Annotated in this window: 16 protein-coding genes; 9 read left to right on the plus strand and 7 right to left on the minus strand. The window is 72.1% G+C overall.

Features of this window, described 5'->3' with window-relative positions; genetic code table 11:
• Positions 1 to 67: 67 nt before the first annotated feature.
• Entirely contained in the window at positions 68 to 916 is an 849-nt protein-coding gene (gene kynA, locus KDN32_RS08265; protein ID WP_211731537.1) for a tryptophan 2,3-dioxygenase, read from the minus strand.
• Positions 917 to 1,157: 241 nt separating this feature from the next.
• On the opposite strand from kynA, the gene KDN32_RS08270 reads away from it, so the two are divergent.
• Entirely contained in the window at positions 1,158 to 2,087 is a 930-nt protein-coding gene (locus tag KDN32_RS08270; RefSeq protein ID WP_211731538.1) for a DNA-3-methyladenine glycosylase family protein, read from the plus strand.
• Between the two features lie 16 nt (positions 2,088 to 2,103).
• On the opposite strand, the gene KDN32_RS08275 is transcribed toward KDN32_RS08270, so the two are convergent.
• On the minus strand, positions 2,104 to 3,354 hold the full coding sequence (locus tag KDN32_RS08275; protein ID WP_372446493.1) for a phospholipase D-like domain-containing protein: 1,251 nt from the start codon (positions 3,352 to 3,354) through the stop codon (positions 2,104 to 2,106).
• A gap of 58 nt (positions 3,355 to 3,412) precedes the next feature.
• Here KDN32_RS08275 and KDN32_RS08280 point away from each other — a divergent pair, with 58 nt between their 5' ends.
• Positions 3,413 to 4,000 (plus strand): dihydrofolate reductase family protein, encoded by a 588-nt coding sequence (locus tag KDN32_RS08280; protein ID WP_211731539.1) that lies wholly within the window; start codon positions 3,413 to 3,415, stop codon positions 3,998 to 4,000.
• A 3-nt stretch (positions 4,001 to 4,003) separates the two neighbouring features.
• Here the strand turns inward: KDN32_RS08280 and KDN32_RS08285 are convergent, their stop codons facing one another.
• Both KDN32_RS08285 and KDN32_RS08290 read right to left on the minus strand, forming a co-directional pair.
• Positions 4,004 to 4,222: a hypothetical protein gene (locus KDN32_RS08285; RefSeq protein ID WP_211731540.1), complete on the minus strand. Its 219-nt coding sequence runs from the start codon at positions 4,220 to 4,222 to the stop codon at positions 4,004 to 4,006.
• A 16-nt stretch (positions 4,223 to 4,238) separates the two neighbouring features.
• On the minus strand, positions 4,239 to 5,057 hold the full coding sequence (locus KDN32_RS08290; RefSeq protein WP_211731541.1) for a hypothetical protein: 819 nt from the start codon (positions 5,055 to 5,057) through the stop codon (positions 4,239 to 4,241).
• 61 nt (positions 5,058 to 5,118) lie between these two features.
• On the opposite strand from KDN32_RS08290, the gene uvrB reads away from it, so the two are divergent.
• Entirely contained in the window at positions 5,119 to 7,248 is a 2,130-nt protein-coding gene (uvrB, locus tag KDN32_RS08295; RefSeq protein WP_211731542.1) for an excinuclease ABC subunit UvrB, read from the plus strand.
• A gap of 192 nt (positions 7,249 to 7,440) precedes the next feature.
• On the opposite strand, the gene KDN32_RS08300 is transcribed toward uvrB, so the two are convergent.
• Positions 7,441 to 8,388 carry a LysR family transcriptional regulator gene (locus KDN32_RS08300; RefSeq protein WP_211731543.1) on the minus strand — a complete coding sequence of 316 codons (948 nt, stop codon included), beginning with the start codon at positions 8,386 to 8,388 and terminating at the stop codon, positions 7,441 to 7,443.
• Between the two features lie 73 nt (positions 8,389 to 8,461).
• Between KDN32_RS08300 and KDN32_RS08305 the strand changes: the two genes are divergently transcribed.
• Positions 8,462 to 9,382: an EamA family transporter gene (locus KDN32_RS08305; RefSeq protein ID WP_211731544.1), complete on the plus strand. Its 921-nt coding sequence runs from the start codon at positions 8,462 to 8,464 to the stop codon at positions 9,380 to 9,382.
• Here KDN32_RS08305 and KDN32_RS08310 read toward each other — a convergent pair.
• Positions 9,333 to 9,878: a DUF1707 SHOCT-like domain-containing protein gene (locus KDN32_RS08310; protein WP_211731545.1), complete on the minus strand. Its 546-nt coding sequence runs from the start codon at positions 9,876 to 9,878 to the stop codon at positions 9,333 to 9,335. The two genes, KDN32_RS08305 and KDN32_RS08310, sit on opposite strands and share 50 nt — an antisense overlap.
• A 77-nt stretch (positions 9,879 to 9,955) precedes the next feature.
• Between KDN32_RS08310 and KDN32_RS08315 the strand changes: the two genes are divergently transcribed.
• Positions 9,956 to 10,522, plus strand: a complete 567-nt coding sequence (locus tag KDN32_RS08315) for a hemerythrin domain-containing protein (RefSeq protein ID WP_211731546.1) — start codon at positions 9,956 to 9,958, stop codon at positions 10,520 to 10,522.
• A 30-nt stretch (positions 10,523 to 10,552) separates the two neighbouring features.
• Positions 10,553 to 10,942, plus strand: coding sequence for an MmcQ/YjbR family DNA-binding protein (locus KDN32_RS08320; RefSeq protein ID WP_307853847.1), 390 nt, complete (start codon positions 10,553 to 10,555; stop codon positions 10,940 to 10,942).
• Here the strand turns inward: KDN32_RS08320 and KDN32_RS08325 are convergent.
• Positions 10,917 to 11,576 (minus strand): ion channel, encoded by a 660-nt coding sequence (locus KDN32_RS08325; protein WP_307853849.1) that lies wholly within the window; start codon positions 11,574 to 11,576, stop codon positions 10,917 to 10,919. The genes KDN32_RS08320 and KDN32_RS08325 overlap by 26 nt on opposite strands.
• A 64-nt stretch (positions 11,577 to 11,640) precedes the next feature.
• Between KDN32_RS08325 and KDN32_RS08330 the strand changes: the two genes are divergently transcribed.
• The 3 genes from KDN32_RS08330 (at position 11,641) to KDN32_RS08340 (ending at position 13,682) form a co-directional block, all read left to right on the plus strand.
• Positions 11,641 to 12,132: an Rv1363c family protein gene (locus KDN32_RS08330; protein ID WP_211731547.1), complete on the plus strand. Its 492-nt coding sequence runs from the start codon at positions 11,641 to 11,643 to the stop codon at positions 12,130 to 12,132.
• Positions 12,129 to 12,644 (plus strand): hypothetical protein, encoded by a 516-nt coding sequence (locus tag KDN32_RS08335; RefSeq protein ID WP_211731548.1) that lies wholly within the window; start codon positions 12,129 to 12,131, stop codon positions 12,642 to 12,644. The genes KDN32_RS08330 and KDN32_RS08335 overlap by 4 nt, the downstream gene beginning before the upstream one ends.
• Positions 12,645 to 12,710: 66 nt before the next feature.
• Entirely contained in the window at positions 12,711 to 13,682 is a 972-nt protein-coding gene (locus tag KDN32_RS08340; RefSeq protein WP_211731549.1) for an NAD(P)/FAD-dependent oxidoreductase, read from the plus strand.
• The last annotated feature ends 28 nt before the right edge of the window (positions 13,683 to 13,710 follow it).

Below are 13,710 nucleotides of genomic sequence, written 5' to 3' on the forward strand. Positions count from 1 at the left end.
GGTGGCGGTCGCCCGAGGTGGGCGCCGTGGCCACCTTAGGTCGGGCCGCCGACAGGAGTGACGCGGGTCACTGCCCGATGCGGGTGCGGACCTCGTAGAGCTCGGGGAAGAAGGTGAGGTCGAGGGCCCGGCGCAGGAAGTCGACGCCCGACGAGCCGCCGGTGCCGATCTTGTGGCCGATGGTGCGCTGCACGACCTGCAGGTGCCGGAAGCGCCACTGCTGGAAGGCGTCCTCGACGTCGACGAGCTCCTCGCAGGTCTCGTAGACGCCCCAGTGCTCGGCGGGCGCGGCGTAGACCCGCGCGAACACGTCGACGAGGTCGGGGTCGGTGGTGTGCGGCTTCGACCAGTCGCGCTCAAGCAGCCGGTGCGGGACGGCGTGCCCCTGGCGGGCGAGGTGGGCGAGGAACTCGTCGTAGAGCGAGGGCTCGTGGAGCAGCTCCTCGAGCGCGGCGCGGGCGGCCTCGTCGTGGGCGTGGACCTTGACCATGTCGGCCGACTTGTTGCCGAGGAGGAACTCGACCTCGCGGTACTGCGCGGACTGGAAGCCCGAGCTGGTGGCGAGGAACGGCCGGATCTCGGCGTACTCGCTCGGTGTCAGCGTCGCCAGCACCGACCACTGGTCGGTGAGCGTGTGCTGGATGTGCTTGACGCGGGCCAGCCGCTTGAGCGCGGGGGAGAGGTCGTCGGTGCGCAGGAGCTCGCGGGCCGAGCGGAGCTCGTGGACCATCAGCTTGAGCCACAGCTCGCTCGTCTGGTGCTGCACGATGAAGAGCAGCTCGTCGTGCTGCGGCGGGTCGGAGAGCGGCTGCTGCGCGGACAGCAGGACGTCGAGGCGGAGGTAGTCGCCGTAGGACATCGCCCGCGAGAAGTCGCGCTGGATGCCGGACTCGAGGTCACGCTGGTTGTCGCCCATGGCCGCAGGCTAGTCGGGGCCGGTGGTGACCGGCTGCGAGGGAGCGGTGGCTGAGCGACATTTCGCGGGCTGGGAATGTCGGTGTCGCACCGCCGGACGATGACGTCGTACACGTGTCCGGGAAGCTGCCCCAGATCTGCGGAGGGAGGGGCGAGAAGCCGGACACGTGTACCCCGAGGGGCAGCCGAGCAGGTCAGGCCGCTCGGCCGGGCCGTCGGTCGCCTCGACTACCGTCGGAGCCATGGCCGACGTCGAGCGCACCCGCACCTGGGTGCCCGGCTGGCCGTGCGCGCCCGCGCAGGTGCTGCGCCCGCAACGGCGAGGCGCCGGTGACCCCACCCAGCGCGAGGACGACGCCGGCCGCACGTGGCGTGCCATGCGTACGCCGGTGGGCTCGGCGACGCTGTGCATCCAGGCCCGGCCGTCCACCGGCGACGTGGTCGGGCGCGCCTGGGGGCCAGGAGCGGACTGGGCGTTGGAACACCTGCCGCGCCTCCTCGGCGCCGACGACGACCCCACGGGCTTCGAGGCGCACCACCACCCCGAGGTGGCGGAGGGGTGGCGCCGCCACCCGCACTGGCGCTTCGGCGCGACCGGGCTCGTCATGGAGTCGCTGGTGCCGTCGATCCTCGAGCAGAAGGTGACGGGCAAGCAGGCATTCGGGTCGTTCCGCGAGCTGGTGCGCCGACACGGCGAGCCCGCCCCCGGGCCGGTCGCGTCGCTGCGGCTGATGCTCCAGCCCACCCCGGCGACGATCGCCGCCATCCCGTCCTGGGAGTGGTTGCGCCTCGGCGTCCAGCCCGCGCAGTCCCGCACCGCCGTGACCGCCTGCCGGCTCGCGTCGTCGCTGGAGCGGATCACCGAGGTGTCTGCCGAGGAGGCGGACCGGAGGCTGTGCACGGTGCGCGGCATCGGCGTCTGGACCAGCGCCGAGGTGCGTCAGCGCGTGCTCGGGGACCCCGACGCGGTCAGCTTCGGCGACTACCACCTCGCCAACTGGGTCGGCTGGGCGCTGGTCGGCCACGACATCACCGACGAGGAGATGGGCGAGCTGCTCGAGCCCTACCGCCCCCAGCGCGGCCGGGCCGCGATGCTCGCGATCGCTGGCGGCCGCACGCGCCCGCGACGGGGGCCGCGGATGAGCGTGCCGACGCACCTGCCGACGCGCTGAGCCCGAGGGAGAGCGCTCAGAGCAGTGGCCGCAGCGGCGCGAGGAAGCTCTCGGTGAACTTCCGGTTCAGGTCGCGCGCCTCCCACTCGTCGAGGGTGAGCTCGAGGCAGTTGGTCTGGTCGGTCCGGAAGACCTCCTCCATCACCGACGCGAACTCCGGGTCGATCACCTCGACGTTGATCTCGTAGTTTCCCTGGAGGCTGAGCCGGTCGATGTTGGCGGTGCCGACGGTCGACCAGCTGCCGTCGATGGTGGCGGTCTTGGCGTGCACCATCGCGTCGCGGAAGCGCATGATCCGCGCACCCGACGCGAGCAGCTCCCCGTAGTAGCCGCGGGAGATCCAGTCGGCGACGATGTGGTTGGACTTCAGCGGCAGCAGGATCCGGACGTCCACCCCGCGTCGCGCGGCCTCGACGAGCGAGTCGACGAAGTCCTGGTCGGGCAGGAAGTAGGCCGTGGTGATCCAGATGTTGCGGCTCGCGCGGTTGATCGCCTCGAGGTACATGCTGCGGATCGGGAAGTTCCACTGCCGCGGGACGTTGCGGTGGATCCGGATCTGCGGGTCCCAGTGGGACGCGGTCTCCAGCAGCAGCGGCCGCTCGTCGCGCTTGATCCGGTGGCGCCGGTTGAGGTTCCAGAAGTCGGCGAAGGCGCGCTTGAGGTCCCAGACGCCCGGGCCGGTGATCCGCACGTGGGTGTCGCGCCACTCGGTGGCGTAGGGCGCCCCGATGTTGTAGCCGCCGAGGAAGGCGACCTCCTCGTCGACCACCAGCATCTTGCGGTGGTCGCGTCCGTAGCGGCGCAGGTCCCAGAACTTCAGGCCGGCCGTCCACACCGGGTAGCGCAGCACCTTCAGCGACGGCGCGAAGCGCTTGAACGCGGGGGAGACGACGAGGTTGGCGAACCCGTCGTAGATGCAGTGCACGTCGACGCCCCGCTCGGCGGCGGCGGTGAGGGCGGTCTTGAACTTCCACCCGATCTCGTCGCCCTTCCAGATGTAGGTCTCGAAGAGGACCTGCTTCTTTGCGCCGTCGATCGCGGCCAGCATGTCGTCGTAGAGGTCGCGGCCGAAGGTGTACGTCGTGATCTCGCCGTCGCCGACCGGCACGCTCTCGGGTGCCGTCACCGGGAACGGCTTGGGCTTCTTGCCGCGCCGGCGGTAGGAGTCGACGAGCGACAGCGCGATCGCGAGACCGACCTGCAGGCCCAGCAGCCCCAGCAGGCCCCGGCGGACGGCGGTCAGCGCACGGGACAGGGTCACGCGCACAATCTAGCCACGCGCCCCCATGCCCGTGGCGCGCGACCCGGCTGGCAGCATGCGGGCCATGCGTCGCCTCGTCTACCTGGTCGCCGTCACCCTCGACGGATTCATCGCCGGACCCGAGGGAGGTGACCCCAGCGGGTCGGAGTTCCTCCCCGTCACCCCGGACCTCGTCGAGCACCTCGTCGCCTCCTGGCCCGAGACCCTGCCCGGTCCCGCGCGCGACGCGATGGGGGTGACCGACCCCGGCACCCACTTCGACACGGTCGTGGAGGGGCGCGCGTCCTACGAGATCGGTCTGGACGCCGGCCTGCTCGACGCGTACCCCCACCTGCGCCACCTCGTCGTGTCGCGCTCGCTCGCCGGTCGCACCGACCTCCCGGTCGAGGTCGTCGACGGCGACCCGCTCGAGCGGGTCCGCGCGCTGAAGGCCGAGGACGGCGACAAGGACGTCTGGCTGGTCGGGGGCGGCACGCTCGCCCACGCCCTGCTGCCGGAGATCGACCGGCTGGTGCTGAAGGTCAACCCGTCGGTCATCGGCGACGGCGTTCGCCTCTTCGCAGGGCCGTTCTCGCCGGCGCGCTTCGAGCACGTCGGGCAGGTCGACCTGCCCGGCGGGGTCCGGGTCGTCACCCTCGACCGGGTCCGCTGAGCCTCACCGGCGGCGGAACAGCCCGACGCCCGTGCTCGCGGAGTACGCGCGCACGAGGAACGCCAGGCCCAGCAGCAGCTGGGCCACCCCGAGCGCCGTGCGGCCGTCGGTCAGCGTCCAGGCGCCGAGGCACAGCCAGAGGGCGGCGAGGAGGAAGGTCCAGGTGCGAGGGCTCCGGCCGCTGGCCTCCTCCTCGTCCTCCACGTCCTCCACGCGCCGCATGTCGCGACCCTAGCCGTCAGGCCAGGCCCAGCGCGGCGTACCGCGGCACGTCGCACGGCCGGTCCGACAGCACCCGGAAGAGCGCCGCCCGCAGCACGGCCTGCCGTGCGGTGCCGGTGCGCCAGTCGTCGAGCGCCCCGACCGGGGCGTCGTGCCAGAGCACGGCGTCGAGGACCAGGACGGCCTCGGCCCACAGCGGCGAGCGCCAGGTGGGGGAGAAGTCGATGACGAACGGGACGCCGGCGGCGTCCAGCAGCACGTTGCCGGCGAGGTCGCGGTGGACGAGCTGCTCGCGGCCGAGACTGTCGGAACTGTCGGTGCCGTCGAGGCCGTCGACCAGCCCGGCCACGAGGTCGGCGAGCCCCGGCTCGGGGCGCAGCGCGGCCGCGACGACGGCCGCGTCGGCGTCGTACGCCTGGTGCTCGGCGTCGGTCCAGCGGTCCGTGCGCGCGTCGAGGCCGGCAGGGCGTTCGGTCACCGCGGAGGCGAGGTGGGCGTGGAGCAAGTGGGCCGTGGCACGCAGCGTCGGCAGGTCGAGGCACGGGGTCGTACCGTCCTCGAAGCGGGTGGCCGCCCAGCCGTCGACCGTGAGGCTGCCGTCACGGGCGGGCACGGGCAGGGCGAGCCGCAGCGAGCGTGGCGACTCCTCGTCGAGCCGCACGGCCAGTCGCGCCTGGATCGGCGCGAGCCAGGCGTCCTCCGGTCCGTGGCCGGGGGACAGGGCGAGGTCACCCGCCCGCCACGTCGTGCCCTGTCCGCCCGGGAGCGGCTCCAGGACGCCCTCGGCCGCGAACAGGTCGAGCACGTGGTCGGGCGGCTGGCCGGGGTGGGGCATGCAGCGAGCGTAGGACGACTGCTCGGAGCCCGCTGTCGGTGGCCCCGCGTAGGCTCGACGCATGCGTCCAGTCACCGATCTCCAGCGCCGGGTGGCCCCCTTCAAGGTCGTCTCCGACTACGAGCCGTCCGGCGACCAGCCGACCGCGATCAAGGAGATCGTGGGGCGCATCCAGGGCGGGGAGCAGGACGTCGTGCTGCTCGGCGCCACCGGCACCGGCAAGACCGCGACCGTCGCGTGGGTGGCCGAGCAGCTGCAGCGCCCGGTGCTGGTCCTCCAGCCCAACAAGACGCTCGCCGCCCAGTTCGCCAACGAGCTGCGCCAGCTCTTCCCGGACAACGCCGTCGAGTACTTCGTGTCCTACTACGACTACTACCAGCCCGAGGCCTACGTCCCCCAGACCGACACCTACATCGAGAAGGACTCCTCGATCAACGAGGAGGTCGAGCGGCTGCGCCACAGCGCCACCAACAGCCTGCTCACCCGCCGCGACACGATCGTGGTGTCGACCGTGTCGTGCATCTACGGCCTCGGCACCCCCCAGGAGTACGTCGACCGGATGCTGCGGCTCAAGGTCGGCGAGGAGCACGACCGCGACTCGGTGCTGCGCCGGCTCGTCGAGATCCAGTACACCCGCAACGACATGTCCTTCACCCGCGGCACCTTCCGGGTCCGCGGCGACACCCTCGAGATCTTCCCGGTCTACGAGGAGCTCGCGATCCGGGTGGAGTTCTTCGGCGACGAGATCGAGCGCCTGATGACGCTCCACCCGATCACCGGCGAGGTGATCTCCGACGACACCGAGCTGCACGTCTTCCCCGCCACCCACTACGTCGCCGGTCCCGAGCGGATGGAGCGGGCCATCAAGGGCATCGAGCTCGAGCTCGAGGACCAGCTCGCCGCCTTCGAGAAGCAGGGCAAGCTGCTCGAGGCCCAGCGCCTGCGGATGCGCACGACCTACGACGTGGAGATGATGCGCCAGGTGGGGTCGTGCTCGGGCATCGAGAACTACTCGATGCACATGGACGGCCGCACCCGCGGCAGCGCGCCCAACACGCTGCTCGACTACTTCCCCGAGGACTTCGTGCTCGTGGTCGACGAGTCCCACGTCGCCGTTCCCCAGATCGGCGGGATGTACGAGGGCGACATGTCGCGCAAGCGCAACCTCGTCGACCACGGCTTCCGCCTGCCCAGCGCGATGGACAACCGGCCGCTCAAGTGGGAGGAGTTCGTCGACCGGATCGGCCAGACGATCTACCTCTCCGCCACCCCGGGCAACTACGAGCTCGACCGGGTCGGCGGCGTCGACAACACCGTCCAGCAGATCATCCGCCCGACCGGCCTGATCGACCCCGAGGTCGTGGTCAAGCCGACCAAGGGCCAGATCGACGACCTGATCCACGAGATCCGCACCCGCGCCGACAAGGGCGAGCGGGTGCTGGTCACCACGCTCACCAAGAAGATGTCGGAGGACCTCACCGACTACCTCCTCGACGCCGGCATCCGCACGCGCTACCTCCACTCCGAGGTCGACACCCTCAAGCGCATCGAGCTGCTGCGCGACCTGCGCCTCGGCGAGTACGACGTGCTGGTCGGCATCAACCTGCTGCGCGAGGGCCTCGACCTCCCGGAGGTGTCGCTGGTCTCGATCCTCGACGCCGACAAGGAGGGCTTCCTCCGCTCGGACAAGTCGCTCATCCAGACCATCGGCCGCGCGGCGCGCAACGTGTCCGGCCAGGTCCACATGTATGCCGACAAGATCACGCCGTCGATGGAGAACGCCATCGAGGAGACCAACCGTCGCCGCGCGATCCAGGTCGCCTACAACACCGAGCACGGCATCGACCCCACGCCGCTGCGCAAGAAGATCGCCGACATCACCGAGATGCTCGCGCGCGAGGACGAGAACACCGAGGAGCTGCTCCGCACCTGGGCCGACGTCGGTCAGAAGGGCCGCGCCGGAGGCGTCAAGGCCGGCAAGTCGCCCACCCCGGCGCTGTCGAAGATCCACTCCGAGGCACCCGACACCGCCGGCATCCCGAGCGCCGACCTCGCCGAGCTGATCCAGGGCCTGACCGACCAGATGAGGACGGCGGCCGCCGAGCTCCAGTTCGAGGTCGCGGCGCGCCTGCGCGACGAGATCTCCGAGCTCAAGAAGGAGCTCCGCCAGATGATGGAAGCGACGAAGTGAGGAGGGTGCCCCGAGCGAGGCGCTGCACTGAGGAGGCGCGCTAGCGCCGTCTCGAAGTGCACGAGCTCGGAGGGTCCTCGACGAGCGAGGAGCTGCGCGCGAGCGAAGCGAGTGCGCCGGCGACGAAGTAGACCCCTGCGCGCACGCTGGCGGCGTTCTCTCGGATCAGTGGGGAAGATCGCTCCCGCTATGTCACGACGATCGTCCCCACTCTCCGTGGCTAGAGGGAGCGGGGGAGGACGTGAGGGACGCAGCGACCTCGCGCAGCACCTCGTGCACGAGCCGGCGGGCGGGGTTGTCGGTCGTCGAGCGCCGCCACACCGCCTGCACCTGACGGATCGGCTGCGGTCGCTCCACGGGCACGACCACGACCTGGTCGGGCAGGGGCCCGCGGCCCAGCCGGGGGACGAGGCCGATCGCGGTGCCGGTGGCGATGATGCCGAGGTGGGTGGCGTACTCCGCGTCGAGGTAGCGCACGTCCGGCCGCTCCGCACGCCCGGCGAACATGGCCATCAACCAGTCGTGGCAGATCGAGCCCGGTGGCGGCACCACCCACGGCTCGCCGACGAGGTCGTCCGGCTCGACCGAGGTGCGGTCGGCGAAGCGGTGGTCGCGGTGCACGACGAGGTCGGCGCGGTCGGTGAGCAGCAGGTCGGCGTCGAGCCCGGCCGGGAGGTCGAGGTGGACCGACTCCCAGTCGTGCACCACCCCGAGGTCGGCGACCCCGCGGGCGACCGCGTCGACCACGTCGCGCGGGTCGTCACCGCTGAGCGTGATCCGCAGGTCGGGTGCCCGCTCGGCCAGCACCCCGAGGGCGGGCGCGACGAGACCCCGCTTGGCGGTGGCGAACGAGGCCAGGTGGAGGCTGCCGACCACCGGCACGCCGGTCTCGTGGCCGAGGTGGTCGAGCGCCTCCAGCTCGTCGAGCACCCGGCCACCCCGGTCGGCCAGCAGCCGCCCGCGCTCGGTGAGCACGACGCCGCGGCCGACCCGCTCCAGCACCGGCGAGCCGGGTGCCTCGAGGCGCTTGAGCTGCTGGGACACCGCCGAGGGGGTGAAGCCGAGGACCCCGGCCGCGGCGACCACGCTGCCGTGGTCGCGGACGGCGATGAGCGAGCGGAGGGCGACCAGGTCGATCATGCAGTCACGCTACATGAATCTGCTCAGTGGACATCGCTGGTCGTGACGGATTCGATGGCGCAGGATGGCTTTCATGTCCCCACGCCACGCCCTCCTCGCGGTCCTGGTCATGCTCGTGTGGGGTGGCAACTTCGTGGTGATCGACGCCGGTCTCGCCGACGTGCCGCCACTGGCGTTCCTGGCGCTCCGCTTCGCGCTGGTGGCGCTGCCGTGGGTCTTCGTCGTGCCGCCGCCGCGGGTCGGGTGGCGCCCGGTCGTCGCGGTCGGCGCGTTCATGAGTCTCGGGCAGTTCTCGTTCCTCTACGTCGCCCTCGAGCTCGGCATGCCGGCCGGCCTCGCCTCGCTCGTGCTCCAGGCACAGGTCATCATCACGATCGTGCTCGCCGCCGCGGTGCTCCGGGAGCGGCCGACGAGGGCGCAGGCCGTGGGGGCCACCGTGGGCACGGTCGGCCTCGTCGTGGTGATGGTGGCGCACGGTGCGTCGTCTCCGCTGCTGCCGGCGGTGGTCATGCTGGGGGCCTCGACCTGCTGGGCCATCGGCAACGTGGTCGCTCGTGCCGCCGGCGTCGCCTCGGGACTGTCGATGGTGGTGTGGTCGGCGCTGGTCGTCCCGGTCCCGGCGTTCCTCCTGTCGGTGCTGGTCGACGGGTGGTCGCCGACCGTCGACGGCCTCACCCAGCTCAGCGGCACCGCGTGGCTCAGCACGGCTTACACCGCCTTCGGGGCCTCGCTCCTGGGCTACACGATCTGGAACAGCCTGCTCGCGCGCTACCCCGCGAGCGCCGTGGTGCCGTTCGTGCTCCTCGTGCCGGTGGTCGGCATCGTGGCCGCCTGGCTCGTCCAGGGTGAGGTGCCGAGCCCGCTGGAGCTGGCGGGCGGAGCGGTGATGATGGTCGGCGTCGCGCTCGCGACCGTACGCCTGGGGCGACGGCCCCGGGCAGGGGTCACCCGGGACCCAGCTCCCGCTTGCGCAGGCGCTTCTCCTCGCGCCTGACGAGCTCCTGCTCGTGCTCCTCGATGATGTCGCGCTTCTGGAGCTGGGTGCGCAGGAGGTTCGCGAGGGCGGCGAGGCTCGGGAAGACCGCCCACGGGAAGCTGCCGGGCCCCGTGGTCACCGCCCAGATCGTCCAGCAGATCAGCGAGACCGTCAGGAAGCCGGTGGCGGCCTCGCGGCGGGACTTCTCCCACTTCCGCACGGCCTGCTGGTGGACGTCGGCCTGGGTGAGCGACCCGGGCGGGCGGTGCGCGAGGGCGGCGCCCGGGGCATCGGGCACGAGGTCGTCGAGGTGGGGCGCGAGGTCGCCGAGGACCTTCGCGGAGGTCACCGCGGTCGAGCGGGCGTCGTACTCCTCGTGGTCGAGCCGGCCGTCCGCGAACGCCTGGCCGAGGACCTCGAGCGCGACCTCCCGGTCGCGGTCGGAGGCGCGGAGCCGGGCGGCCTGGGGAGACCGGGGGTCCTGCTCGAAACGACCCCACGCACCGGACGACATGGGGCCAGCATAGGCAGCACCACCCGAGGGGAGGGGAGCAGCGTGCGGCGCCGGCCGGGCGTCGCTAGCGTCGGCCCATGAGCACCTCCATCGACCTCGGACGGCCGGTCTCCGGCGACGTCATCGACCTGATCCTCGACGACCACCGGCGCTTCGAGGCGCTGCTGCGCGACCTCCGCGACAGCACGTCCGACCGCGACGCCGTACGGAAGGCCCTCGCCGCGCTCCACGTCGCGCACGCCGAGGCCGAGGAGAAGCACGTCTACCCCAAGCTGCGGCGCAAGGACGCGATCACCGACCACGAGGCCGAGCACGGTGAGGAGGAGCACGCCGAGGGCCACGAGGCGATGCTGGCGGTGCTGGAGCTGAAGGGGACGGACACGCAGGCCTTCGACGACGCCGTCGAGGAGCTCGCGAAGGTGCTCAACCACCATCTCACCGAGGAGGAGCTGACGATCCTCAACCCGGCCCGCGAGGAGGTCGGCGAGCAGGTGCGCGCGACCCTCGGCGAGGCCTTCGCCACCGAGCGCAACGCCCAGCTCGACGCCGACTGCGGCTCCATCGACAACGTCCGCCGGATCGTGCAGGCTGCCGAGAAGGAAGGCCTGCTCGACGACGAGGAGGACGAGGACTCCGACGACTGAGCGGCACCGACCGCCAGGAGGGGGTGCGCGGTGGACGTCACCGCGATGCACGAGGTCTGTGCCGGCTTCCCGGGCGCCTGGCCGGACAACCCGTGGGACCACGAGCACCCGGTCTTCAAGGTCGGCCCGGGGGAGCGGGGCAAGATCTTCGCGTTCCTGGCGGCGGACACCGTCGGTGTGAAGGCAGGCATGACCCGCGAGGTCGCGGACGAGTGGCTCGAGCGCTACCCGGACGACGCGAGCGTGATGGCCTACATCGGCCGCTCGGGCTGGAACGACCTGGCGCTGGCCGGGGCGATCCCCGACGACGAGCTCGTGGAGGCGGTCGAGGAGTCCTACCGGATGGTGGTGTCGCGGCTGCCGCGACGGGACCGGCCCGAGGGCTGGGAGGACGTCACGGCCGGCGGCGCATCATCGTGAGGCCGACCATGCGCGCCACGACCATCGCGACGTAGAACACCCCGACCATCATCTCGACCATCACGACGGAGCGGGCCTGCTCGCCGATGGCGACGATGTCGGAGAGCCCGACGCTCGTGAGCGTCGAGAACGACAGGTAGAGCAGCTCGAACCACGAGTGGTCGAAACCACCGGCGTTGGAGAACGACCGCGGCCACACCACCTGCACCACCGAGAAGACGTACGCGAAGCCCCACGCCACCACGGTGAAGGCCGCGCCGGTCGCGTAGTACTCGTCGGTGGTGATCACGTCGTCGTGGAACAGGTAGCGCAGCATCGCGTAGGAGACGTAGAAGTAGAAGGGCGCGTGCAGCAGCCCCGACGTCAGCAGGATCCAGTCGGTGTCGCGGAAGACCGCGTCGAGCAGCGTGAAGACGATCGTCGGTGCCCCGAGGAAGAACACCACCCGGCTCACGTTGGGCGTGCGCCGCACCGCGAGCACCGCGGACCCGACCGCCAGCATCCCGATCACGCCGAGGAACGCGCGCCCGACGGTCGACCCGCCGAGGAACGGCCACGCCAGCACCTGCAGGAGCTGGGCCGCGAGCAGCATCGCGGACGGGTGCTCGGTCAGGTGCGGGAGGGGCCGGGTCACGACACGGGAGTCTAGGCAGGCGCGAGGGCAGCGCCCGGCCACCTCGCTGGGCTAGGTTCGCGTCGTGGGAGCACGGGGATGGAGGGCCCTGGCCGCCGCGCTGGCGGTCGTGCTGGTCGCGCTCGGCGTCGGGATCGTCGTCGTGCTCCGCGGGTCCGCCGGCGTCGACGACCAGCTCACCGCGGAGCAGCACGAGGTCGCCGCGGCCGCGCGGACCGAGGCGCTGGCCTTCCTCCGGGTCGACCACCGCGACATGGAGCCGCTGGTCGCCGCGGTCCTCGACGGCGCCACCGGTGACTTCGCCGAGCAGTACGACGCGCAGCGCGAGCGGCTGGTGAGCGAGGCCGTCCGGACCCGCGCCAGCTCGACCGGCGAGGTCGTGTCGCTCGGGGTCGCGGACCTCACCGACGACGCGGCCACCGTGGTGCTCGCGGCCAACAGCACGGTCTCCAACTCCTCGACGGACGAGCCGCAGACCCGCTACTACCGCCTGCGCCTGCGCCTCGAGCGCGTGGGCGGCCGCTGGCTCACGAGCAGCCTGGAGTTCGTCCGGTGAGGCGGGTCGTGGGCGCCCTCGCCGCCCTCGTCCTCCTCGCCGCGGCGGTGCTCGGCTGGTTGGTGGCCCGCGAGCCGGCCGACGGGTCCGCCGAGGACCTCTCCGCCGCCGACTCCGGCGCGGCGTTCGTCGCCTCGGCCGAGGTGGGCGACGAGGTGGTCGCGGCGGCCGAGGAGGCTGCGGCCCGCGTGTACACCTACTCCTGGCGCACCCTCTCCGACGACCGGGCCGCGGCGCGCCAGCTGCTCGTCGCGCCGGTCGTGGACCGCTACGACCGGACCATGGCCGGGCTGGCCCCGGGCGCGCGCCGCGACCACCGCGTCGTGACCGCGACGGTGGCCGGGAGCGGGGTGGTCCACGCCGCCACGACGTACGCCCGGGTGCTGGTGTTCGTCAACCAGCGCACGACCGCGGACGACCTCGACGAGCCGCGCACCGACCTCGACCGGGTGCTCGTGACCCTGACCCGGGTCGACGGGCTCTGGCGGGTGAGCGAGCTCGACGCGCTGTGACCACGCCCCGGTCCCGACCGTGGCGCGGCCCTTGTGGTGGCGCCCGGGGATCGGCAGGATCGCGGCGTGGACGACGTGACGACCGACCTGCTGGTGATCGGCGCCGGGCCCACGGGCCTCTACGCGACCTACTACGCGGGCTTCCGCGGCCTCGACGTCACGGTGGTCGACTCGCTGCCCGAGCTGGGCGGCCAGATCACGGCGATGTACCCGGAGAAGGCGATCCTCGACGTGGCGGGCTTCCCGAGCGTCAAGGGCCGCGACCTGGTCGAGGGCCTGGTCACCCAGGCGGCCAGCGCCGACCCGACGTACCTGCTGGACCGCACCGCGTCGACGCTGGAGCACCGCGAGGACGACGTCGTGGTCACCCTCGACGACGGGACCCGCATCACGGCTGGTGCGGTGCTCATCACGTCCGGCATCGGCAAGTTCAGCCCCCGTCCGCTGCCCGCCGGCGATGGCTGGGTGGGGCGCGGCATGGAGTTCTTCGTGCCCAGCTTCGCGCCCTACGCCGGCAAGGACGTGGTCGTCGTCGGCGGGGGCGACAGCGCCTTCGACTGGGCCCAGCACCTCGAGCCGGTCGCGGCGTCGGTGACGCTGGTGCACCGCCGGGAGGCGTTCCGCGCCCACGAGCGCACGGTCGCCGCCGTGCAGGCCTCGAGCGTCGAGCTCGTCACCAACGCGCAGGTCACCGCGCTGCGCGGCGACCCGCTGCTCGAGGAGGTCGAGGTCACCGTCGACGGCCAGGAGCCGCGGGCGCTGAAGGCGCAGGCGCTCGTCGCCGCGCTCGGCTTCGTGGCCGACCTCGGCGCGATCCAGACGTGGGGGCTCGAGACCTCCAAGCGCCACGTCGTGGTCGACCCGTCGATGCGCACGAACCTCCCACGGGTCTTCGCCGCCGGCGACATCACCGACTACCCCGGCAAGGTCCGGCTGATCGCCGTCGGCTTCGGCGAGGCCGCGACTGCCGTCAACAACGCGGCGGTCGCGATCGACCCGACGGCCCACGTCTTCCCCGGCCACTCCAGCGAGGGGTGAGCCCGCGAGTGCCTACCCACGGGTAGGC

Source organism: Nocardioides palaemonis (genome assembly GCF_018275325.1).
Lineage (GTDB): Bacteria > Actinomycetota > Actinomycetes > Propionibacteriales > Nocardioidaceae > Nocardioides > Nocardioides palaemonis.